The 20281-nt window shown below is 66.2% G+C and carries 14 protein-coding genes and 2 pseudogenes; 8 read left to right on the forward strand and 8 right to left on the reverse strand.

All coding sequences use genetic code 11. The features are described 5' to 3' along the window. Window positions 1-60 precede the first annotated feature (60 nt). Window positions 61-1665: an adenylate/guanylate cyclase domain-containing protein gene (locus MYXE_RS07900; RefSeq protein ID WP_003920874.1), complete on the reverse strand. Its 1605-nt coding sequence runs from the start codon at window positions 1663-1665 to the stop codon at window positions 61-63. Between the two features lie 49 nt (window positions 1666-1714). Here MYXE_RS07900 and nucS point away from each other — a divergent pair, with 49 nt between their 5' ends. Together nucS and MYXE_RS07910 are read left to right on the forward strand one after the other, a co-directional pair. After that, window positions 1715-2386, forward strand: coding sequence for an endonuclease NucS (gene nucS, locus MYXE_RS07905; RefSeq protein ID WP_085194366.1), 672 nt, complete (start codon window positions 1715-1717; stop codon window positions 2384-2386). Between the two features lie 23 nt (window positions 2387-2409). Beyond that, window positions 2410-2700, forward strand: a complete 291-nt coding sequence (locus MYXE_RS07910) for a hypothetical protein (protein WP_085194373.1) — start codon at window positions 2410-2412, stop codon at window positions 2698-2700. Here MYXE_RS07910 and mce read toward each other — a convergent pair. Further along, window positions 2697-3173: a methylmalonyl-CoA epimerase gene (mce, locus tag MYXE_RS07915; RefSeq protein ID WP_003920876.1), complete on the reverse strand. Its 477-nt coding sequence runs from the start codon at window positions 3171-3173 to the stop codon at window positions 2697-2699. The genes MYXE_RS07910 and mce overlap by 4 nt on opposite strands. 81 nt (window positions 3174-3254) lie before the next feature. Between mce and MYXE_RS07920 the strand changes: the two genes are divergently transcribed. Both MYXE_RS07920 and MYXE_RS07925 read left to right on the forward strand, forming a co-directional pair. Then, on the forward strand, window positions 3255-4436 hold the full coding sequence (locus tag MYXE_RS07920) for an acetyl-CoA C-acetyltransferase (protein ID WP_003920877.1): 1182 nt from the start codon (window positions 3255-3257) through the stop codon (window positions 4434-4436). A 187-nt stretch (window positions 4437-4623) separates the two neighbouring features. Next, window positions 4624-5525, forward strand: a pseudogene (locus MYXE_RS07925) (tetratricopeptide repeat protein). A 21-nt stretch (window positions 5526-5546) separates the two neighbouring features. On the opposite strand, the gene glgB reads toward MYXE_RS07925, so the two are convergent. Both glgB and MYXE_RS07935 read right to left on the reverse strand, forming a co-directional pair. Continuing rightward, window positions 5547-7751, reverse strand: a complete 2205-nt coding sequence (gene glgB, locus MYXE_RS07930) for a 1,4-alpha-glucan branching protein GlgB (protein WP_085194368.1) — start codon at window positions 7749-7751, stop codon at window positions 5547-5549. 7 nt (window positions 7752-7758) lie between these two features. Next, a complete protein-coding gene (locus MYXE_RS07935; RefSeq protein ID WP_211280597.1) occupies window positions 7759-9846 on the reverse strand; it encodes an alpha-1,4-glucan--maltose-1-phosphate maltosyltransferase in 2088 nt (695 codons plus the stop codon). A 450-nt stretch (window positions 9847-10296) separates the two neighbouring features. On the opposite strand from MYXE_RS07935, the gene MYXE_RS07940 reads away from it, so the two are divergent. Together MYXE_RS07940 and MYXE_RS07945 are read left to right on the forward strand one after the other, a co-directional pair. Continuing rightward, on the forward strand, window positions 10297-11700 hold the full coding sequence (locus MYXE_RS07940; RefSeq protein WP_085193969.1) for an IS1380 family transposase: 1404 nt from the start codon (window positions 10297-10299) through the stop codon (window positions 11698-11700). A 677-nt stretch (window positions 11701-12377) separates the two neighbouring features. Then, window positions 12378-14963, forward strand: coding sequence for a glycosyltransferase family 1 protein (locus MYXE_RS07945; RefSeq protein ID WP_003920881.1), 2586 nt, complete (start codon window positions 12378-12380; stop codon window positions 14961-14963). On the opposite strand, the gene MYXE_RS25440 is transcribed toward MYXE_RS07945, so the two are convergent. From MYXE_RS25440 to MYXE_RS07960, 4 genes and pseudogenes are all read right to left on the reverse strand, one after another. Continuing rightward, complete coding sequence (locus MYXE_RS25440) at window positions 14950-15420, reverse strand: NHL repeat-containing protein (RefSeq protein ID WP_438941790.1); 471 nt, start codon at window positions 15418-15420, stop codon at window positions 14950-14952. The genes MYXE_RS07945 and MYXE_RS25440 overlap by 14 nt on opposite strands. A 105-nt stretch (window positions 15421-15525) precedes the next feature. Further along, window positions 15526-15786 (reverse strand): annotated as a pseudogene (locus MYXE_RS25445) (serine/threonine protein kinase); the annotation flags it as partial. 244 nt (window positions 15787-16030) lie between these two features. Further along, window positions 16031-17995 carry an ATP-dependent DNA helicase gene (locus tag MYXE_RS07955; RefSeq protein WP_112650285.1) on the reverse strand — a complete coding sequence of 655 codons (1965 nt, stop codon included), beginning with the start codon at window positions 17993-17995 and terminating at the stop codon, window positions 16031-16033. A gap of 30 nt (window positions 17996-18025) precedes the next feature. Next, a complete protein-coding gene (locus MYXE_RS07960) occupies window positions 18026-19282 on the reverse strand; it encodes a nicotinate phosphoribosyltransferase (protein WP_232061819.1) in 1257 nt (418 codons plus the stop codon). Window positions 19283-19381: 99 nt separating this feature from the next. On the opposite strand from MYXE_RS07960, the gene clpS reads away from it, so the two are divergent. Both clpS and aosR read left to right on the forward strand, forming a co-directional pair. After that, complete coding sequence (gene clpS / locus MYXE_RS07965) at window positions 19382-19684, forward strand: ATP-dependent Clp protease adapter ClpS (protein ID WP_003920885.1); 303 nt, start codon at window positions 19382-19384, stop codon at window positions 19682-19684. A gap of 24 nt (window positions 19685-19708) precedes the next feature. After that, window positions 19709-20281: an oxidative stress transcriptional regulator AosR gene (aosR, locus tag MYXE_RS07970; RefSeq protein WP_003920886.1), complete on the forward strand. Its 573-nt coding sequence runs from the start codon at window positions 19709-19711 to the stop codon at window positions 20279-20281.

Genomic DNA, 20281 nt, shown 5'->3' on the forward strand with positions numbered 1-20281 from the left:
TGACCACCGACACCACTGGCGGAAATACGACATCGTCGTCGGACCAGACCCGGAGCCGCCCTATACCGGAGCGGCCAGGCGGGTGGGCTGGTCGTGGCCACGCAACGTCACGGTCTCGCCCAAAGACCAATGCGCACGCTCTTTTTCGCTCGCGGCATCGACCGTCTCCGACGACGCCAGTAACCGGGTGGGCTGAGACTTCGCCAGTTCGCAGAGCCGGGCCGCTTCGTTGACCGGTTCGCCGATCACCGTGTATTCAAACCGCTCCTTCGCGCCGACGTTGCCGGCGACGACCTGTCCGGCCGCCACCCCGATCCCCGCCTGGCACTCGGGGACCTCGCGCTCCAACCGATCCGCGATGGCCCGCGCGGCGGCCAGGGCTTCGTCCTCTGGACACTCCAACCGGTTCGGCGCACCGAAAACGGCCAGCACAGCGTCACCCTCGAACTTGTTCACCAGTCCACGATGACGGTCGACCTCGTCGACGATCACTGCGAAAAACCGGTTGAGCAACTGGACGACCTCAGTGGCTGGTCGGCTCGTCACTAGCTGCGTTGAGCCGACAATATCGACGAAAACGACTGCGACATGGCGCTCTTCGCCACCTAGCTTGGGTCGCTCTCGTTCTGCGGCCGCCGCCACCTCCCGACCGACATGGCGTCCGAAGATGTCGCGGAGGCGTTCTCTTTCCCGCAACCCGTTGACCATCGCATTGAAGCCGCTCTGCAGCTCCCCGAGCTCGGTGCCGTCGAACACCACCAGCTCCCCGCGCAGATCCCCCTGTTCGACACGCTTCAGCGCGGCACGCACAACTCGAACCGGTGTTGCGATCAGCCAGGACAGGATCCACATCAACAGGAATCCGAATATCAGTGTTGCCGCCGCCAGCATCAGCACCGCAACTCCGAACTGGGTCTCGGTTAAATTCCGAAGCGTCAGCGCGAAGAACGCGGTGAGCGCGATGCCGATCACCGGCAACCCTGAGCCGAGCATCCAGACCACCATGGTGCGGCCCATGATTCCGTGCGCCAACCGCCGTGGCGGCGGTCCTGCCTGCAGCGCCTGGGCGGCCACCGGGCGCAGGGCGAATTCGGTGAACAGATAGCAGGCGGTGGAGACCATAACGCCGCAGAAGCTGCCCGAGAACAAGATTTTCGGGATGAACATCGTGTTGGCTAGCCCGTAGAGGACGGTCATCAGTGCCGTCCCCAACCCCCACAAAATAAGGCTGATGACCGCCACGCGCGCGGGGGCCACAAACGTGTTGCGCTCGTCGGCCGGGGTGGGCTCGCGTTCCTCGATCGCCCACCGCAGCATGGTCACGGTTCGCCGGGTGATCCAAAAGGTGCCCACCAGCACGGCGATCACGATGTAGCCGGGCGCCACCGCGAAGGTGACCCACCGCGGCGCCTCGGTGAACAGGCTGGGTACGGGAATAGCGACCGTGACTATGAGTAGGTCGACACCGATTCCGACCAGGCTGACCACCAGGATGAAGACGGTCAGAATGATCTGAATCCGCACCCGTCGGCGGCGCTGGCTCTCCGACACCCGCCCGAGCAGCCACGAGCCATATTCCGGGGGTTCGGTTAACCGGCCGCTCTGGTGGGTCAGTTTCTCCAGGACACGGCCCAGGCGTTGCGCGGCCGTTTTCTTGGCCATCATGGTGGCGTCAGCCTAATTTGTCCGCCGCGGTGGCTTTAAGGTGACTCAGGTGCGCCTCGTGATCGCTCAGTGCACGGTCGACTACCTGGGTCGGCTCAGCGCACATCTGCCGTCCGCGCGCAGGTTGCTGCTGTTCAAAGCCGACGGCTCGGTGAGTGTGCATGCTGACGACGGTGCCTACAAGCCGCTGAATTGGATGAGCCCGCCGTGCTGGCTCACCGAAGAACTTGACGGGCCCTGGCCGGTTTGGGTCGTGCAGAACAAGCTCGGTGAGCAGCTGCGCATCACCGTCGAAGACATCGAGCACGATTCCAGCCACCAGCTCGGCATCGACCCCGGGCTGGTCAAAGACGGCGTGGAGGCCCATCTGCAGGCGCTGCTGGCCGAGCACGTCGAACTGCTTGGCGCCGGATACACCCTGATCCGCCGGGAGTACATGACTGCGATCGGCCCGGTCGACTTGTTGTGCCGCGACGAGCAGGGTCGTGCGGTGGCTGTCGAGATTAAACGCCGGGGCGAGATCGACGGGGTCGAACAGTTGACCCGCTATCTCGAGCTGCTCAACCGTGACAGAGCGCTGGCGCCGGTCAGCGGCGTACTTGCCGCCCAACAGATTAGGCCTCAGGCGCGTACGCTGGCTACTGATCGCGGAATCCGTTGCGTCACTTTGGATTACGATAAAATGCGCGGACTAGACAGTGCGGAATACCGGCTGTTTTGAGGATGTCTCACTACACTGAAGCGATGGCACGCCGCAGCTCGCCCCGCCGGCAAACCAGGGTCGGATCGTTGCCGATGCCGGACCGCCTCGAAACCGGACCTGACGGCCACGAATACGCGGTGCGACCCGTCGCCGCGGCCCGAGCCACCAAAACATACCGCTGTCCTGGGTGCGACCATGAAATCCGTTCTGGTACAGCTCATGTCGTGGTGTGGCCAGCTAACTCGCGACAGGGTGTCGAGGACCGGCGCCACTGGCACACCCCATGCTGGGCCAACCGCGCAACACGCGGCCCGACCCGAAAATGGTCTTAGTGGCTAGCTGATTCGGCGGGCTCGACCAGTTCGATCAGCACCCCGCCAGCGTCTTTGGGGTGGATGAAGTTGATCCGCGAGTTCGCGGTGCCACGCCGCGGGGCGTCGTAGAGCAGCCGGATGCCTTGGTCACGCAGCCGCTCGGTGAGCGCATCGAGGTCGCTGACCCGGTAGGCGAGCTGCTGAATGCCGGGCCCGCGTTTGTCCAAGAACTTCGCGATCGCCGACGACTCGTCGAGCGGGGCCATCAGCTGAACCTGCGCACTGCCGACCGGGGCACCGCGCACCGACAACATCGCCTCGCGGATTCCCTGGTCGTCGTTGACCTCTTCATGCAGCACGATCATGCCCAGATGGTCGTGATACCACGCGATCGCTTCGTCCAGGTCGGGCACTGCGATTCCAACGTGGTCCACCGCCGTCACCAACGCCGTGGTCAGGGGAGGACGAACGTCAACGTGATCGGTGGTCATGACGCCACGGTAACCTGTAGGGAACGATTGTGCTTCTCCGATCGGCCAAATCGGCCGTCCACGCCCGCGCTGGAGGTAATCATGACGACGTCGGTGATCGTTGCTGGAGCACGGACACCCATTGGCAAGTTGATGGGTTCGCTGCGGGATTTCTCGGCCAGCGATCTGGGCGCGATCGCGATCTCCGGTGCCCTGGAGAAGGCCAAGGTGCCGGCGTCGCTGGTCCAGTACGTGATCATGGGGCAGGTGCTAACCGCGGGGGCCGGTCAGCTGCCGGCACGCCAAGCTGCGGTGGCAGCCGGGATCGGCTGGGACGTCCCGGCGCTCACGATCAACAAGATGTGCCTTTCCGGTCTTGATGCGATTGCACTTGCTGACCAGCTGATTCGTGCCGGCGAATTCGACGTGGTGGTGGCCGGTGGTCAGGAATCCATGACCCAGGCGCCACACCTGCTGATGGGCAGCCGGGCGGGCTACAAGTACGGCGATGTGACGGTGTTGGACCACATGGCCTACGACGGCCTGCACGACGTGTTCACCGACCAGCCGATGGGAGCGCTGACCGAGCAGCGCAACGAGACGGACAAGTTCACCCGCCGCGAGCAGGACGAGTTCGCTGCGCGTTCGCATCAGAAAGCCGCGGCAGCCTGGAAGGACGGGGTCTTCGCCGACGAGGTGGTGCCGGTGGACATCCCGCAGCGCAAGGGCGATCCGCTGCAGTTCAGCGAAGACGAGGGCATCCGCGCCAACACCACCGCCGAGTCGCTGGCCGGTCTGAAGCCGGCCTTTCGCCCCGACGGCACCATCACCGCCGGCTCGTCATCGCAGATTTCCGATGGTGCGGCGGCGGTCGTCGTGATGAACAAACAGAAGGCCATTGAGCTTGGCCTGAGCTGGCTGGCCGAGATCGGGGCGCATGGCGTAGTGGCCGGGCCCGATTCCACACTGCAGTCACAGCCTGCCAATGCGGTTAAGAAAGCTCTTGCCCGGGAAGGCATCTCCGTCGACGATCTCGATGTGGTCGAGATCAACGAGGCGTTCGCGGCCGTGGCTTTGGCCTCGACCAAGGAGCTCGGCGTCGATCCTGACATTGTCAACATCAATGGCGGCGCAATCGCGATCGGGCATCCGATCGGCATGTCCGGCGCGCGGATCACCCTGCATGTGGCCCTGGAGTTGGCCCGCCGCGGCTCCGGGTACGGGGTGGCCGCGCTGTGCGGTGCGGGCGGTCAGGGCGACGCGCTCATCTTGCGGGCCAGCTAGCCGACGCCACCAGACAACGACGGCCGGTGAAACGTTGCTGGCGCGGGGCCTTGCGCCACGGGTGTGATTTTCGTCATATCAGCTGATCAGCGCGTCCGGCGGCCCTGTTCTGGACGGTTTGCGGCGCAGCCGGGACAGCCGCAACCGGGTGGATTGGCGCTCGAAGCGACGTGACAGACTTGGTGATGTGACGCGTTCCCGTCCCCCGATTGGGCCCGCCATGGCCGGTGCGGTCGATCTGTCGGCCCTCAAGCAGCGAGCCCAGCAGCAGACCTCCGCTGGCGATGCGGCGTCGGCGCAACAGGCGGGCACCGAGATCACCGAGGCCAACTTCGAAGAGCAAGTACTGGTCCGGTCCAATCAGGTACCCGTCGTGGTGCTGCTGTGGTCCCCGCGCAGCGACGTATGCCTTCAGCTGGCCAACACGCTCGCGGATTTGGCCGCCGCCGACAATGGAAAGTGGTCGCTGGCCATGGTCAACGTCGACGCCGTACCCAGAGTGGCCCAGATCTTTGGTGTTCAAGTGGTGCCGACGGTGGTGGCGTTGGCCGCCGGACAACCGATTTCGAGCTTCCAGGGCGTGCAGCCGGCCGATCAGCTGCGGCGCTGGCTGGACTCGTTGCTTTCGGCGACAGCCGGAAAGCTAAGCGGTGCGACGACTTCCGGTGAACCCGAACAGGTCGACCCGGCATTGGCAAAGGCACGTGAGCAGCTCGAGGCGGGCGACTTCGCTGCTGCGCGAAACTCGTATCAAGCCATCCTGGACGCCAACCCGAACCACGCAGAAGCCAAAGGCGCGATCCGGCAGATCGACTTTCTGATGCGCGCGACTGGGCAGCGCCCCGACGCTGTGGCGGTCTCCGACGCGGCACCAGACGACATCGAAGCCGCGTTCGCTGCCGCCGACGTGCAGATTCTCAACCAAGAAGTCAGTGCCGCGTTCGACCGGCTGATCGCGCTGGTCAAGCGGACCTCCGGCGACGAGCGCACCAAGGTGCGCACTCGGCTGGTCGAGCTGTTCGACTTGTTCGATCCGGCCGACCCCGATGTGATCGCGGGCGGCGCAACCTCGCCAACGCGCTCTATTGAGGCGCCGGGGCTTGCCGCCCGCTACGCGGGTTCCAGCCACAGCGCCGAGCTGGGCGGCAGCACCAACACCGCCGACGCCGGGCGGCCGTGCCAGGGCTCCTCGGTGGCGTCGACACCGCCGAGGTTGCCGATACCGCCGCCGCGGTAGTCGGTCGCGTCAGTGTTGAGCACCTCGCGCCATCGGCCGGCCGAGGGCAGGCCGAGCCGGTAGCCGCTGTGTTCGACCCCAGCGAAATTGAACACGCAAGCCATGACCGATCCGTCGGTGCCATACCGCAGAAAACTCAACACATTGTTGGCCGAGTCGTTGGCGTCGATCCAGGAATATCCCTCAGGGCTGCTGTCCTGGCTCCACAGTGCGGGGTGGCTACGGTAGATCTCGTTGAGGTCGCGCACCAACCGCAAAATGCCGGTGGAGAAGCTGTCCTCCTCGAGCTGGAACCAGTCCACCCCGCGTTGCTCGGACCATTCGGCGCGCTGGCCGAATTCTTGGCCCATGAATAACAGCTGCTTGCCGGGGTGTGCCCACTGGTAGGCCAGCAGGCTACGGACCCCGGCGGCCTTCATGTGGTCGTTGCCGGGCATCCGGTCCCACAACGTGCCCTTTCCATGCACAACCTCGTCGTGGCTGAGCGGCAGCACAAAGTTTTCGCTGAACGCGTACAGCATCGAGAACGTCATCTCGTGGTGGTGATAGCTCCGGTAGATGGGGTCACGGCTCATGTAGTGCAGCGTGTCGTGCATCCAGCCCATGTTCCACTTCATCGAAAAGCCAAGCCCACCAACACTTGTCGGCCGCGAGACGCCCGGCCACGAGGTGGACTCCTCGGCGATGGTGACAATGCCCGGCGCCACCTTGTGTGCGGTGGCGTTCATCTCCTGTAGGAACTGCACCGCTTCCAGGTTCTCGCGGCCGCCGTAGATGTTCGGCGTCCAGCCGCCCGCCGGGCGGGAGTAGTCCAGGTAGAGCATGGAAGCAACGGCGTCTACTCGCAATCCGTCGACATGGAACTCCTGCAGCCAGTACAGCGCGTTGGCCACCAGGAAATTGCGGACCTCAGGCCGGCCGAAGTCGAAAACATAAGTGCCCCAGTCGAGCTGCTCGCCGCGTTTGGGGTCGGAATGTTCGTAGAGCGCTGTGCCGTCGAAACGGCCAAGTGCCCATGCGTCCTTGGGGAAATGCGCCGGGACCCAATCCACGATGACGCCGATCCCGGCCTGGTGCAGCGCATCCACGAGCGCCCGGAATTCGTCGGGGCTGCCGAATCGCGATGTCGGCGCATAGTAGGAAGTGACCTGGTATCCCCACGAGCCGGCGAACGGGTGTTCGGCGACGGGCAACATCTCGACATGGGTAAAGCCCTGTTTCACAACATAATCCGTTAGCTCACGAGCAAGTTCGCGGTAGCCCAGTCCTGGGCGCCACGAGCCTAGGTGCACTTCGTAGGTGCTCATCGGCTCGAACACCGGGTTACGGCGGGCACGTTGGGTCATCCACTCGCCGTCTCCCCAGGTGTAGCTGCTCGAGGTCACCTTGGACGCGGTGTGCGGCGGCACTTCGGTGGCAAACGCAAACGGGTCGGCCCGATCGGTGACCAAACCGTCGGCGCCGTGCACCCGGAACTTGTACAGCCCGCCGGGCGGGAAGCCCGGCCAGAAGAGCTCCCACACCCCTGACGAACCGAGCACCCGCATGGGTGCATCGTTGCCGTTCCAGTGGTTGAAGTCGCCGATGAGGCTCACGCCCTTGGCGTTAGGCGCCCACACCGCGAACGAGACGCCTTCAACGACGCCATCAGCGGTGGTGAACGAGCGCGGATGCGCACCCAATACCTCCCACAGGCGTTCGTGGCGTCCCTCCGCGAACAAATGCAGATCGACTTCGCCCAGGGTCGGCAAGAAGCGGTAAGCGTCCGCCACCGTGTGCACGTCGATGTCGTCGGCGCGCCGATAGGTCACCTCGAGTCGGTAGTCGATGAGGTTGGCGAATGGCAGCGCTACCGCGAACAACCCGGATTCGATGTGCTGCATCGGGTACCGTTTGCCGCCCACGAGCGCAACCACCTCCAGCGCATGCGGGCGCAGCGCCCGGATCACCGTGTGTCCGTCGTACTCGTGAGCACCCAGGATCCCATGTGGATTATGGTGTTCGCCTGCCACCAGTCGAGCTAGGTCCGCGGGGTCGGGTGCCAGATGTGCCTTGGCGAGTTGATCGGTTGGGGTCATCGCAACCTCACCTCCGGCGCAGCAGCGTCATTCGTGATTCGTCCGGAATCAGCGGCATGTTGATGATGTGGGCCACCGCTTTGGCCGGGTCGATCCGCACGTAGTTGGCTGCTCCCCATTGGTATTCCTCGCCGGTAATCTCGTCTCGCACCCAAAACCGTTCATAGGGCTCCATACCCAGCGCTGGCATGTCTAACCACAACGTCGCCTCTTCAGGCGTGAACGCATTCAGCGTGACAACCACCAGCACACAGTCACCGGTAGTGGGGTCGAATTTGCTGTAAGCCAGCAGCGCGTCGTTGTCGACGTGGTGGAAGTGAATGGTGCGCAGTTCGCGAAGCGCCGGATGTAGTCGACGAATTTCGTTGAGCCGCTTAATGAACGGCTCTAAAGATCGTCCCTCGGCCAGCGCACCAGCGAAGTCGCGAGGCCGTAATTGATATTTCTCTGAGTCCAGGTACTCCTCGCTGCCTTCACGCACCGCGCGGTGCTCGAAAAGCTCGTAGCCGGAGTACATGCCCCAGGACGGACCCATGGTCGCCGCCAGCACCGCGCGGATCGCGAACATGCCTGGGCCGTTGTGCTGCAGCACAGCGTGCAGGATGTCGGGGGTGTTGACGAATAGGTTGGGCCGCCGAAAGTCGGCGAGCTCGGCGATTTCGTTGCCGAACTCGGTCAGCTCCCACTTCGACGTGCGCCAGGTGAAATAGGTGTAGGACTGTGTGAAGCCGAGCTTGGCCAGCCCGTATTGCCGGGCCGGCGGGGTGAAGGCCTCGGACAAAAAAATCACGTCCGGATCGGCCGCTTTGACCTCACCGATCAACCACGCCCAAAAGTCCGGCGGCTTGGTGTGCGGATTGTCGACCCGGAAGACCTTCACCCCGTGGTCGATCCAATGCCGCACCACCCGCAGTACTTCGTCGTAGAGACCGGCCGGATCGTTGTCGAAGTTGAGCGGATAGATGTCTTGGTATTTCTTCGGCGGGTTTTCGGCGTAGGCGATGCTGCCGTCCGGCAGCGTGGTGAACCACTCCGGGTGTTCTCGTGCCCAGGGATGGTCCGGCGCGCATTGCAGCGCCAGATCCAGCGCAACCTCAAGGCCCAGATCGCGGGCCGTCGACACGAAGTCGTCGAAGTCGTCGAGGGTGCCCAACAGCGGGTGCACCGCGTCGTGGCCGCCCTCGTCGCTGCCGATCGCCCACGGCGATCCGACGTCGCCAGGCGCAGCGGTGGCGGCGTTGTTGCGGCCCTTGCGGTGCACCTTGCCGATGGGGTGGATCGGCGGCAGGTACACCACGTCGAATCCCATGTTCGCGATGCGGGGCAGTGCCGCCGCCGCGGTCGCGAACGTGCCGTGCACCGGGTTGCCGTCCTCGTCCCAGCCGCCGGTGGAGCGGGGAAACATTTCGTACCACGCACCGAAGCGGGCCAGCGGGCGATCTACCCAGATCCCAAACTGCTCGCCGCGGGTGACCAGTTCACGAAGCGGATAACGGCGCAGCAGTTCGTCGATTTGAGGACTCAGCGCCAGCGCGGCACGGGTCACCGGATCACCGGGGGTGCGCAGGGCAGCCGCGGCCGCCAGCAGGGGATCACGTTCGGCGCGCGGCACGCCGGCAGCGGCGCGGTCGAAGAGCCGGGCGCCCACCAGCAGGTCGTTGGACAGTTCGGTTTCACCTTGACCGGCGTCGAGCTTGGCCACCACCGCGTCGCGCCAGCTGCGAATCGGGTCACCCCAGCCGTCGACTCGAAACGTCCACAGCCCGACACTGTCCGGGGTGAACTGACCGTGGAAGATAAACGGCTCTTCGCCCATGGTCATCGGAACCAGCAGCGGCTTGACCCGTGTGGGTGCCTCAGGGGTCGCGGTCGGCACTTGGTCGGCGAGTTGCACCGCCTTGACCCGGCGCAGTTCGCTCACCTGCGGGTAGCGCGGGCCGAGATATCGCACCACCAGGGTTGCCGCGACCGCTTCGTGTCCTTCCCGCCAAACCGCGGCCCGTACCGGGACCACCTCACCCACGACCGCCTTGGCGGGGTACGTCCCGCACGAAACGACGGGCTGGACGTCATCGATCTCGACACGACCGGGCACCCGCCACTCCATCCTGCTGTATCTGTAGTCGCGTATTTCCTCACGCGGTCAAACCGCGATGTTGCGGGAAGCTCTGTGCGCCCAATACCCACCGTAATCTCCAGCCACACGCGGGGCGCGGTAGCGGTGGCTCTGGCGAACTACGCCCAGGCCGGGCACCAGTGAGCGTATGACTCCACCGGTGCTGGTCAGCGTCCTAGAACGGCTCTGGGATGCGACTTCTTCGATGCAAAAATTCGGTCCTTGAACCCCGTCGCTGCCAGTCAGCCGATATCAAAAACGTTTGCCGCAAGTCGTGAGAGGCATTCAGCTGCATCTAGGTACGTTTAGCCTAAATCCGTGGATGGTTCCGGTGATTTGATCGGCGTGTGAACAGCGAAAATGCCTTCTGAACTGGGACAATACGAGTGCTGAGGCCGCATTTGTCCATAGTCCGGGAAGGCACTTTCGATGCACTCATCGTATACGTTCACCACCGGATCGGCGGTGTTTGACGAGCAGAATCTGCTGTCGGCGGCCGGGTTGGTGCCAGTGCTGGAACTGGCTGAGCAGACCGGTCTTTCGGAATTGATCAACGAGCGCGTGGATCTGCCGTCGACTCGGGTGAAGTCCGGCGCGGTCAACCCGGCTGGCAAGCTGACCTCGATCGTCGCCGGGATGATGTGCGGCGCGGACAGCATCGATGATGCCAATGTGCTGCGCGCCGGCGGCACACCCCGGGTGTTCAACGAGGTATATGCCCCATCGACGTTGGGGATCTTTTTGCGCGAGTTCACCTTCGGGCATACCAAACAACTCGCCGCAGTGGCCCGCGAGCATCTGATCGCACTGGCGGCGCGCACCCCGCTGCTGGCTGGCGCCGACGAGCGGATGTTTTTGGACATCGACTCGCTGCTGCGCCCGGTCTACGGCCACGCCAAGCAGGGCGCCTCCTTCGGTCATGCCAAGATCGCCAGCCGCGCGCTGCTGCGGCTGGGCCTGTCCCCACAGATCACCACCATCTCCACGGCGACCGCCGCGCCGGTGATCGCCGAGGCGCAGCTACGGAGCGGCAAAGCCGCCTCCGGGCGCGGTGCCGCATACCAGCTCAAGCAGGCGATCACCACCGCGAAAGCGATCAACCCCGACGCGCCGATCCTGGTGCGCGGCGACTCAATGTTTGGCACCAAGAAAGTGATCACCACCTGCATTCAGCGAGGCGCCGAATTCTCCCTGTCGATCAGCCGCAACAAGCGCATCAACGCCGCGATCGCCGCCATCGACGAGGCCGCCTGGACCCCGGTGCACTACCCGGGCGCGGTCGAAGACCCCGACACCGGGGCGTTGATCTCCGATGCCCAGGTCGCCGAAACCCCCTACACCCTGCGCCTGGCCCGCGGCCGAACACTGACCGTGCGGCTGGTAGTGCGCCGGGTCAAAGACGCCCGCCACCTGGATGCGTTGTTTCCGGTGTGGCGCTATCACCCGTTTGTCACCAACTCCGCGCTGCCGGTCGACCAGGCCGATATCACCCACCGACGCCACGCCATCATCGAAACCACCTTCGCCGATTTAATCGACGGCCCACTGGCACACATCCCGTCGGGGCTGTTCGCGGCCAACTGCGCCTGGCTGGCCTGCGCGGTGATCGCCCATAACCTGCTGCGCGCCGTCGGCACCCTCGCCGGTGGCCACCATGCCGTGGCCCGCGGGGCTACCCTGCGCCGCGACCTGATCAACATCCCGGCCCGCTTCGCCGCCCCGGCCCGCAAACCAATGCTGCACCTACCCGCCCACTGGCATTGGCGAGCCAGATGGAAGGCCCTGTGGCACAACGTCATCGGTTACCCGATCGCGCAACCCCGCGCCGCCTGACCCCACCTTCCAAGCCCTGTCCGCCCCGCCATCCCAGGCCCGACCCAAGGAACCCAAAGGAAAGCTGGTACAGGCCAGCGGATCACCCACGCCCCACCGCGCCACACTCGGCCGCATCCCAAAACAACCGCGTCGACGGCAACACGAAATCACCCATCCACGGATTCAGGTTTAGACTCAGCCGATACGCGGCGCAGCTGCGCAGCGTCGGTAGAGAACTTGGGGCCTGGACGCTCCGACGGGAGGGCTTCGATGAGCAGCTTTATCGGCCGCGTGTCGGGCATGGTCGCGCTCGCGTTGGCGCCCACGGCATACGTGATAGCGGTATCGCTCGGGGTTAGCTCGGCGCAACCGCCCGACTGCGGGCCGGGCACCGCGTGGGACCCTGGAGCCAACGCGTGCCAGCCTCTCGGACCACCACCGCCACCCCCGGAGTGCGGGCGGGGCGAATGGTTCAACCAGCTAACCAATGAGTGCCAGCCTGTGAGCCCGTCGTTCCGCGGCTACGGTTTCCACTCGTCAGCGGGGGCAAATGGATCGCCTTGGCGGGCGTCATAGTTGTCGGCGGTTCGGCATCGCGACCAGCCTGATCGCACGTTTATTTGCCGCTGAAAACGCCACTGCCAGCGCCTATGTCGGCGCGCACAGCTGACCACTCGTCAGTAAGGTAGTGACGCGTGAAGGCCCTTCGCCGGTTCACCGTCCGCGCTCACCTCCCGGAGCGGCTGGCCGCGCTGGAACAGCTGTCCACAAATTTGCGGTGGTCGTGGGAAAAGCCGACCCAGGATCTGTTCGCGGCGATCGACCCCGCGTTGTGGGCGCAGTGCGGCCGTGACCCGGTGGCGTTGCTGGGCGCGGTCAGCCCGGCGCGGCTCGACGAGTTGGCGGTCGACGACGGTTTCGTCGCGCGCCTCGACGAGCTGGCGGCCGACCTGACCGACTATCTGACTCGCCCGCTGTGGTATCAGCAGCAGCAGAGCAACGGCATCGCGATGCCGACCTGCATCGCGTACTTCTCGATGGAGTTCGGGGTTGCCGAGGTATTGCCCAATTACTCTGGCGGGCTGGGCATCCTGGCCGGTGACCACCTCAAGTCGGCCTCTGATCTGGGGCTGCCGCTGATCGCGGTGGGCCTCTACTACCGCTCCGGGTATTTCCGGCAGTCGTTGACCGCCGACGGCTGGCAGCACGAGACCTATCCGTCGCTGGATCCGCAGGGGCTGCCGTTGCGGCTGCTCACCGACGACGGCGGCCACCCCGTGCTGGTCGAACTGGCGCTGCCCGACTCCGCCCGGCTGCACGCCCGGATCTGGGTCGCGCAGGTCGGTCGGGTTCCGTTGTTGCTGCTGGACTCCGATGTTCCGGAGAACGAACACCAGCTTCGCGGCGTCACCGACCGCCTCTACGGCGGTGACCAGGAACATCGCATCAAGCAGGAGATCCTGGCCGGCATCGGCGGGGTGCGGGCGATTCGCGCCTTCACCGCCATAGCAGGGTTGCCCGCGCCGGAGGTCTTTCACATGAACGAGGGCCACGCCGGCTTCCTCGGGGTGGAGCGCATCCGCGAACTCATGACCGATTCGGGGTTGGATTTCGACACCGCGCTCACGGTCGTGCGGGCCAGCACGGTGTTCACCACCCATACCCCGGTGCCGGCTGGCATCGACCGGTTTGCGGTGGACATGGTGCGCCGCTACTTCGGCGACCCCGACGGTCCCGACGGGCATGCACTGCTGCCCGGTGTGCCCACCGACCGGATCCTCGAGCTGGGCGCCGAGGACGACCCCACGACCTTCAACATGGCCTACATGGGCCTGCGGTTGGCCCAGCGCGCCAACGGCGTCTCGCAGCTGCACGGACGGGTCAGCCGGGCCATGTTCAACGGGCTGTGGCGCGGGTTCGACCCCGATGAGGTGCCGATCGGGTCGATCACCAACGGCGTCCACGCCCGCACCTGGGCGGCGCCGCAGTGGCTCGAGCTGGGCCGCGAGCTGGTCGGCTCGGACTCGTTCAGTGAGCCCGCGGTGTGGCTGCGACTGCAGGATGTCGATCCGGCGAGATTGTGGTCGATCCGTTCCCAATTGCGAGCATTGCTGGTCGAGGACGTCCGGGCGCGGCTGCACCGCTCGTGGCTGGAGCGCGGCGCATCGGACGCGCAGCTCGGATGGGTCGCGACGGCGTTCGATCCCGAGGTGCTCACCATCGGGTTCGCCCGGAGGGTGCCGACCTATAAGCGGCTGACGTTGATGCTGCGCGATCCGCAGCGGCTGGAACGGCTGCTGCTCGACGACGAACGGCCGATCCAGCTGATTGTCGCCGGCAAGTCGCATCCCGCCGACGACGCCGGCAAGGCGCTGATCCAACAGGTGGTGCGGTTCGCCGACCGGCCCGAGGTGCGTCACCGTATCGCGTTCCTGCCCGACTACGACATGTCGATGGCTCGGCGCCTGTATTGGGGTTGCGACGTCTGGCTGAACAATCCGCTGCGCCCGCTGGAGGCGTGCGGCACCTCCGGGATGAAAAGCGCGCTCAACGGCGGGTTGAACGTGTCGATCCGCGACGGCTGGTGGGACGAGTGGTATGACGGCGAAAACGGTTGGGAGATCCCGTCGTCCGATGGGGTGGCTGAGGCCGGCCGTCGCGACGACCTGGAGGCCAGCGCGCTCTACGACCTGCTGCAGCACTCGGTAGTGCCGAAGTTCTACGAACGCGACGAGCGCGGCGTTCCACCGCGGTGGATGGAGATGGTGCGCCACACGCTGCAAACGCTCGGGCCGAAGGTCCTGGCCTCGCGCATGGTGCGGGACTATGTCGAGCGCTACTACACCCCGGCGGCCCAGTCGTTGCGCCGCACCGTGGGCGGCGACGGCTTCGGCCCTGCCCGCGATTTGGCCGACTATCGTCGACGCGCGTTGCAGGCATGGCCGAGCATCCGCATCACCGACGTCGACAGCACCGGGCTCCCTGATACCCCGGTGCTGGGTTCCAAGCTGACGCTGACGGCGACCGTCGAGCTGGCCGGGCTGCGTCCTGACGAGGTCGCCGTGCAAGCACTACTGGGCAGGGTCGACGCCGACGACAGCCTGCGCGACCCCGTCACGATCGAGATGTCACACAGCGGTAGTGTCGGTGCGGGTCGCGAGATCTTCTCGGCGACAACACCGCTGCCAGTGGCCGGGGCGGTCGGTTACACCGTGCGGGTGTTGCCGAACCATCCGATGCTCGCGGCCCCCAATGAGCTAGGCCTGGTCACGCTGGCCTAAGTCTCAGCACCCGGTTGTTGCCGGTATCGACGACGTAGAGGTTGCCCTGAGCGTCCACCGCCACGCCGCGTGGACTGTCCAAACCAGTCAACGGCGTCACAGATAACGTGGTGACCTTGCTCGCCGGGTCTGTCCTCAGTTTCAGTACCCGGTTGTTACCGCTGTCGGCGACGTAGACGCCGTCGGGGCCGACCGCCACACCGTGCGGATGGTTGAGGCCGGTGAACGACAGCGCGGTTTGGGTGGTGTTGGAGTGTGACGGCAGTTGCAGCACCCGGTTGTTGCCGGTGTCGGTGACCCACACGTTGGAATTGCCGTCGAGAGCGATGCCGTCCGGTTGGCTCAGGCCGGTGAAGGCCAGCACCTCAGGGGCGGTCATCCCGGTTTTCCAATGCAGCACCCGGTTGTTGCCGCTGTCGACGACATAGAAATCCTGGAAATCCTGGCCCGCGTTCATTGCTACACCGCGGGGTGTCTGCAGTCCGCCGAAGGGCCCCACCCATTCGGTGCGAGAGGTGGCTTGCCAGGGTGGAGTCGGAGCCGACCGGGGCGGGTGCGCCCACAACACCCGGTTGCTGTGGGCGTCGGTGACGTAGACGTTGCCGACGTTGTCGACCGCCACCCCAGCCGGGTCGTCGAGGCCGGTGAACGACAGCACGGTCTGGTTGTCAGAGTTTGCGCGCAGTTTTACGACGCGATTGTTGCCGCTATCGGTGACGTAGACCGCGCCGCTGGGGTCCACGGCCACGCCGGTTGGGCGAGCCAGGCCGGTGAAGGGCAGCACCGTCATCGGACCCACCGGCGCTGCAGATGTTGACGATCGTTCCGGGGCCGGTGCGCCAGTCGTTTTCACCGTCGCGGTAGTCGTCGCCGCGGTCGTGCCAGCGGTGGTGACGCCTGTGTCCCCGCAGCCGGCAGGCACCGTCGCGGCGAGCACGGTGATCGCGACCACGGCGCTAAACCAGGCCAGCCGACGAGCACAACAAGCGAAGCTCATCGCTGCACTTTATGCTGCCGGAGCCCGCGGGCGCCCGCTGAGCGGACGCTTGCGCCCTGCCCGCGCCGCCTCACGTCGCACTGCGCAACCGCTCAAGCGCCTGGCGCACCTGCGCCGCATCCGTCGTCGTCCAGAACGGCGGCAGCGAGGCGCGCAGGTAGCCGCCGTAGCGGGCGGTGGCCATCCGCGAGTCGAGCACCGCGACCACGCCGCGGTCGTCGACACTGCGCAGCAGCCGGCCCGCGCCCTGCGCCAGCAACAGCGCCGCGTGGCTGGCGGCCACGGTCATGAACCCGTTGCGCCCGCGCGCGGCCACGGCTCGCTGTCTGGCGGAGAGCAGCGGGTCGTCGGGCCGCGGAAACGGGATGCGGTCGATGATCACCAAAGACAGCGACGGGCCCGGGACGTCGACACCTTGCCACAGCGACAGTGTCCCGAACAGGGACGTGGCGGGGTCGGCGGCGAACCGCTCGACCAAGGCGGCGGTGCTGTCGTCGCCCTGGCACAACACCGGTGTGGACAACCTGTCCCGCATAGCCTCGGCGGCGGCCCGCGCCGCACGCATCGACGAGAACAGCCCCAGCGTCCGGCCTCCGGCAGCGTCGACAAGGCCGGCGATCTCGTTCAGCTGCTCGACCGAGCCGGTCCCGTCTCGCCCGGGCGGCGGCAGGTGGGCCGCCACGTAGAGAATTCCGGCCCTGGCGTGCGCGAACGGCGATCCCACGTCGAGCCCGCGCCAGCGCGGGGGGTCGCCGCCGTCGCCGGTTAAGCCCCACGCCGCGGCCATGGCATCGAAGTTGCCGCCGACCGTTAGCGTGGCCGACGTCAGCACCACCGTGGAGCGCGCGAACAGCCGCTCGCGCAGCAGCCCCGCCACCGACAGCGGCGCCACCTTGAGCACCGCGCGTGTTGCACCGCGGTTCTCCTCGTGCTCCAGCCAGACCACGTCGGTGCGCTCCGGGATCGTCGGGGTGAACGAGGCCAGGATTCGCGCCGCGGTGTCTTCGATCTCGGTGAGGCCGACGACGGCCTCCAGCCGCGCGGCGGCGGCCTTCGGATCGCCGGGCGCGGTATCGATCGCGGCCCGGGCCTTGTTCGCCGCGTCGCGCAACGCAGTCAGATGGGTGGCCATCTGGTCATCGATGCGGTCGATGCGTCCGGGTACGGCATCGTGGATCGCAGACGACACGATTGTCGTAGCGGCCTGGAGCCGCTCGGCGAGCTCAGAATCGATCAAGCGACTGGCGCGCCGGTGGACAATTCCCAGCGCGGGGGCCGACAGTTCTGCGGTGACCACCGCCGTGACCCGGTTGGCCAATTCGTGTGCTTCGTCGACGACCAAGAGCTCGTGATCGGGCAGCACTGCCGATTCGGCGAGGGCGTCGATGGCCAGCAGCGCGTGGTTGGTGACGACAAGATCGGCAGCGCCGGCGCGCCCACGCGCCCGTTCGGCGAAGCACTGACCGCCGAACGGGCAGCGGGCCACGCCCAGGCATTCCCGCGCCGACACGCTGACGTGCGCCCACGACCGGTCCGCCACGCCTGGCTTGACGTCGTCGCGGTCCCCGGTGTCGGTCGTCGACGCCCACGCGGTGAGCCGTTGCACGTCGCGGCCCAACGCGGTCACCGCCAGTGGCTCGAACAACTCGTCCTGCGGTGTATCGGCATCGGTGCCGTTGTGAATCTTGTTCAGGCACAGGTAATTCTGCCGGCCTTTCAGCAGCGCGAAGCGGGGCCGGCGGGGCAGCGCATCGGCGAGCGCGTCAACCAGCTGCGGCAGATCGCGGTCGACGAGTTGGCGCTGCAGGGCGATGGTCGCGGTCGAGACCACGACCGGTGTGTCGTCGCACACGGCGCGAACGATCGCCGGCACCAGATACGCCAGTGACTTGCCGGTGCCGGTGCCGGCCTGCACCGCAAGATGCTCTCCGGTTTCGAACGCATGGGCCACAGCCGTGGCCATCTCCAGTTGGCCGCTGCGCTGGCTGCCGCCGATCGCGGCCACCGCGGCGGCCAGCAGGTCGGGCACGGACAGGTCGGGCGTAGCTACTCCTGCCGTCGGGTGTTAGGGGTGTCGGGCCGGGATCTGCGTGGTCGGGATCGCCGGTTCGCCGTGCGACAACATCAGACCCTCCCACGGCAGGCTGCGCAATCCGGCTGCCACCAGCTTTCGCGCGGCGGATATGTCCGTGTCGGCCACCACCTTGCCGCCTCGCACCAGCGGGACCGTCAATATCCGGTAGGGCTCGGCGACGTCGGGACGGTGGCCCGCGGGGTGTACGACTTCTTCGGTGATCGTGCCCGTCGGGCGCGACAGCCGCAGGGCTTCCTTGTGGCCGCCCTGAGATTCCTTGTGGCTGCTGCGCTTCTGCACCGGTATCCCGTCCACCTCGACCAGCTTGTAGATCATGTTGGCTGTCGGCGCGCCCGACCCGGTAACCAGCGCGGTGCCGACACCGTAGCTGTCGACCGGCTCGGCGCCCAGCGCGGCGATGGCGAACTCGTCAAGATCGCCGGACACGACGATCCGGGTCTGCGTCGCTCCCAGGCGGTCAAGCTGTTCGCGCACCTGGCGGGCCAGCACGCCCAGCTCGCCGGAGTCGATACGGACCCCGCCCAGCGCGGTGCCGGCGGCCGCCACCGCATTGGCCACACCGGTGGTGACGTCGTAGGTGTCCACCAGCAGCGTGGTACCAACGCCCAACGCGTCGACTTGGGCGCGGAAGGCGGCCAGCTCGTCGGGCCCGTCGGGGTGCGTGTGCAACAAGGTGAACGCGTGCGCGGCGGTGCCTTCCGCCGGTACGCCGTATTGGCGTTGGGCCTGCAGGTTCGACGTAGCGGCGAAGCCGCCGATGTAGGCCGCGCGGGCGGCGGCGACCGCGGCCTGCTCGTGGGTTCGTCGCGAGCCCATTTCGATCACCGGGCGTTCACGGGCGGCGCTGACCATGCGCGCGGCCGCTGATGCGATGGCGCTGTCGTGGTTGAAAATCGACAGCGCCAAGGTTTCCAGCACGATGCATTCGGCAAAGCTGCCCGTTACCGAAAGCACCGGGGACCCGGGGAAGTACAGCTCGCCCTCGGCGTAGCCGTCGATATCGCCGCGAAACGCGTAACCGCGCAAGTATTCCACCGTGGCCGGGTCCAGGAACTCCGCGAGCAACTCCAGCGCGTCGTCGTCGAACCCGAAACTCGGCAACGCTTCGAGGAAGCGGCCAGTCCCGGCGACCACCCCGTAGCGACGGCCGTCCGGGAGCCGGCGGGCGAACAGCTCGAAGGTGGTGCGGCGCTCGGCGGTACCGTCGCGCAGCGCCGCCGCCAGCATGGTCAATTCGTACTTGTCGGTCAGCAGCCCAGCGCAAGCCGAGTTGTTCACACCGCAACGGTATCGGGTTGGGCCGGCGCGGCTCGGTATCCTGGGAGCATGGTTGCGTCTGCGCCGACTAAGCCGGGAACCACCGGGCAACGCCACGTCGATCCGGGTGACGTCACGGCCAGCCCGTGGGTGACGATCGTGTGGGACGATCCGGTCAACCTGATGACCTACGTCACCTATGTTTTCCAGAAACTCTTCGGCTACAGCGAGCCGCACGCCACCAAGCTGATGCTGCAGGTGCACAACGAAGGCAAGGCCGTGGTCTCGTCAGGCAGCCGAGAACAGATGGAAGTCGACGTGTCCAAGCTGCATGCCGCCGGACTGTGGGCCACCATGCAGCAGGACCGGTGACGGGTCAGAGACAGCCAGGACACGGTGCGCAAGTGGAAGCGGGTCGAGACCGCGGATGGTCCCCGTTTTCGGTCCGCGTTGGCCCCGCATGAGGCGGCCCTGCTGAAGAGCCTCGTCGGCTCGTTGATCGACATGCTCGATCAACGCGAATCCTCCGCGCCGCCAGACGAACTCGAGCAGATCACCGGAATGAGAACCGGCAATTCCCGGCCGCCCGACGATGCGACGCTGCGACGGCTGCTGCCCGACTTCCACCGGCCGGACGACGACGATCCCCACGCGGCCGAAAGCCTCAATGCCGCCTTGCGCAGCTTGCATGAGCCAGAGATCATCGACGCCAAACGTGTTGCGGCCCAACAATTATTGGACACGGTTCCAGACGACGGGGGTCGGTTCGAGTTGACCGAGCAGGCCGCCAATGCCTGGATCGCGGCCGTCAACGACATCCGGCTGGCGCTGGGCACCATGCTCGGCATCAGCCCGGACGGGCCGGAGCGCCTGCCGGACGACCATCCGCTGGCCCCCCACCTCGACGTCTACCAGTGGCTGACGGTCCTGCAGGAATACCTGGTCCTGGCGTTGATGGGGCGTCGATGA

Origin of the sequence: Mycobacterium xenopi (genome assembly GCF_009936235.1) — a bacterium.
Taxonomy (GTDB): Bacteria; Actinomycetota; Actinomycetes; order Mycobacteriales; family Mycobacteriaceae; genus Mycobacterium; species Mycobacterium xenopi.

Excerpts from the sequence above, each read along its gene's own strand:
- MYXE_RS07900 (WP_003920874.1), bottom strand. The coding sequence starts at position 1,665 with ATGATGGCCAAGAAAACGGCCGCGCAACGCCTGGGCCGTGTCCTGGAG.
- MYXE_RS07940 (WP_085193969.1), top strand. The coding sequence starts at position 10,297 with ATGCACTCATCGTATACGTTCACCACCGGATCGGCGGTGTTTGACGAG.
- MYXE_RS07920 (WP_003920877.1), top strand. The coding sequence starts at position 3,255 with ATGACGACGTCGGTGATCGTTGCTGGAGCACGGACACCCATTGGCAAG.
- glgB (WP_085194368.1), bottom strand. The coding sequence starts at position 7,751 with ATGACCCCAACCGATCAACTCGCCAAGGCACATCTGGCACCCGACCCC.
- MYXE_RS07960 (WP_232061819.1), bottom strand. The coding sequence starts at position 19,282 with ATGCTGGCGGCGGCGCTGCGCGACGGTACCGCCGAGCGCCGCACCACC.
- MYXE_RS07910 (WP_085194373.1), top strand. The coding sequence starts at position 2,410 with ATGGCACGCCGCAGCTCGCCCCGCCGGCAAACCAGGGTCGGATCGTTG.
- mce (WP_003920876.1), bottom strand. The coding sequence starts at position 3,173 with ATGACCACCGATCACGTTGACGTTCGTCCTCCCCTGACCACGGCGTTG.
- MYXE_RS25440 (WP_438941790.1), bottom strand. The coding sequence starts at position 15,420 with ATGAACGCGGGCCAGGATTTCCAGGATTTCTATGTCGTCGACAGCGGC.
- clpS (WP_003920885.1), top strand. The coding sequence starts at position 19,382 with ATGGTTGCGTCTGCGCCGACTAAGCCGGGAACCACCGGGCAACGCCAC.